This window comes from Bradyrhizobium sp. 62, assembly GCF_023073035.1.
Classification (GTDB): Bacteria; Pseudomonadota; Alphaproteobacteria; order Rhizobiales; family Xanthobacteraceae; genus Bradyrhizobium.
Genome location: NZ_JADPIT010000015.1, coordinates 514,155 through 516,154, shown reverse-complemented (window position 1 = coordinate 516,154; position 2,000 = coordinate 514,155). Strand labels below are relative to the sequence as shown.

The window sequence follows — 2,000 nt, the reverse complement described above, 5'->3', positions numbered from 1 at the left end:
TCTACCGCTTCAACTGGACCGGTCCGGTCGTCGCGAAGTACTGATCCGAACGCAAGTTCAGACGTTAAAGCCCCGGCATCGTCCGGGGCTTTTTCGTTGTACAGTGCTTCAGCGGACCTTGCGTATGGACATGCATCCGCCCTGCGGCCTGCATCAGCGGCCATTGTATCCGAACCACGGCTACGGCTAGTCTCCCGGCAAGTTTTCGGGCCGCGGCAGTGGTCATGCCGCGTCACGACAGAAGCGGACCTATGGGGAGGAATGCATGCGCAGATTTCTGCTGATCGCAGGCCTGTTTGCCCTTGCCGTCGGGCTGCTCTGGATCGGACAGGGCACGGGCACCGTCGCGTGGCCGCGATCGAGCTTCATGGTCAACCAGTTGCAATGGGCCGGCTATGGCGCAGCCATGGCCGGCTTTGGGCTGGTGCTGATCTGGCAGAGTAACCAATAGAAGAAACCAGGGAACAGCAGCATGACATCCAGTCGGTTCGATCTCCGCGGCAAGGTCGCGATCGTCACGGGAGGCAATGGCGGCATCGGGCTCGGCATGGCCCGCGGCCTCGCCGATGCCGGCGCCAACATCGCCGTGGTCGGACGCAACGAAACCAAATCGGCCGCCGCCGTGGCCGATCTCAGTCAACGCGGTGTGAAGGCGATCAGTGTTGCCACCGACGTCACCGACAAGGCGGCCATCGCCGCGATGGTCGAGCGTGTCGTCGGGGATCTCGGCCGCATCGACATCCTCATCAACAATGCCGGCATGAGCATCCGCAAGCCGCCGCACGAGCTCGAGCTCGACGAATGGAATACGGTGATCAACACCAACCTCACCAGCGCCTTCCTGTGCTCGAAGCTGGCCTATCCGGCGCTGAAGGCGTCCGGCAACGGGAAGGTGATCAACATCGGCTCGATGATGTCGATCTTCGGCGCGAGCTTCGCAACGGCCTATGCGGCGAGCAAGGGCGGTATCGTTCAGTACACGCGCGCCTGCGCCAATGCCTGGGCGCCCGACAACATCCAGGTCAATGCCATCCTTCCCGGCTGGATCGACACCGACCTGACCCGCGGTGCGCGGCAGCAGGTATCGGGATTGCACGAGCGGGTGCTGGCACGCACGCCGGCGGGGCGGTGGGGCGACATCGACGACTTCGCCGGCATCACGGTGTTCCTTGCCTCGTCCGCGTCTAACTTCGTCACCGGCACCGCGATCCCCGTCGATGGCGGGTTCTCGGTGATGGCGTAGGCCGTACGCCAGAAACCTGCACACAAAAAAGAAGCCCCGGACAATGCCGGGGCTTTTGAATTTGGGCAGTGATCGTCTTTTATGGTTGCTTGGTCGTTCGTTGACCCACTCAGTAGCGGGCGATCACAGGCGCGTCGAACTTGTAGCTGGCGCGCACGACGGCCCACTGGAGGTCGCGCGGCTTGGCATCGAAGCTGTAATTGCCCGAGGTGCCGCCGAGCTGATAGGTCTGGCTACCGAAAGCTGCGTAATTGTATTCGAGGCCGACGATCCAGTTGCGGGTGATGCCGTATTCCCAGCCGGCACCGACGGTCCAGCCGTTGGCCCAATGGGTCTGACCGCCAGAACCGGTGGCCGGACCGACCGTATCGGTGACCGACAGACGGTTGTTCACGCCGGCATAGCCGCCCTTGACGTAGAACAGGTTGTTCTGCACGGCGAAGCCCGCGCGACCAACGACGGTGGCAAGCACATTGGCGCGCCAGGAGAACACGTCGTCACCCGCGCCGAACGCGGTGTTCAAGAACGAGCCCTTGTTGTCGAGGCCCGAGATCGTGCCTTCCATACCGAACACGTAGTTGTTGGCCTGCCAATTGTAGCCGATCTGGGCGCCGCCCAGGATGCCGGAGTTGCGCTGACGGTAGCCCTGCCCCGGGGTCAGATCGCCGAACGGCGCGCCGGTCCCGTTGTTGATGAACTGCTCGTTGGTCCATGCTCCGCCGATGTGACCGCCGACATAAAAGCCGGTCCAGTTGAA

At 63.0% G+C, this 2,000-nt stretch carries 3 protein-coding genes; 2 read left to right on the top strand and 1 reads right to left on the bottom strand.

Features of this window, described 5'->3' with window-relative positions; genetic code table 11:
* The first annotated feature begins 265 nt into the window (after positions 1 to 265).
* A complete protein-coding gene (locus IVB47_RS12810; RefSeq protein WP_007609848.1) occupies positions 266 to 451 on the top strand; it encodes a hypothetical protein in 186 nt (61 codons plus the stop codon).
* Between the two features lie 21 nt (positions 452 to 472).
* Positions 473 to 1,243 (top strand): glucose 1-dehydrogenase, encoded by a 771-nt coding sequence (locus IVB47_RS12805; protein ID WP_027569871.1) that lies wholly within the window; start codon positions 473 to 475, stop codon positions 1,241 to 1,243.
* Positions 1,244 to 1,352: 109 nt separating this feature from the next.
* On the opposite strand, the gene IVB47_RS12800 is transcribed toward IVB47_RS12805, so the two are convergent.
* Positions 1,353 to 2,000, bottom strand: a 648-nt coding sequence (locus IVB47_RS12800; RefSeq protein ID WP_247461978.1) for an outer membrane beta-barrel protein, incomplete at its 5' end; no start/stop codon positions are given.

Coding starts and splice junctions, on each gene's coding strand:
- IVB47_RS12810 (WP_007609848.1), top strand. CDS start 266: ATGCGCAGATTTCTGCTGATCGCAGGCCTGTTTGCCCTTGCCGTCGGG.
- IVB47_RS12805 (WP_027569871.1), top strand. CDS start 473: ATGACATCCAGTCGGTTCGATCTCCGCGGCAAGGTCGCGATCGTCACG.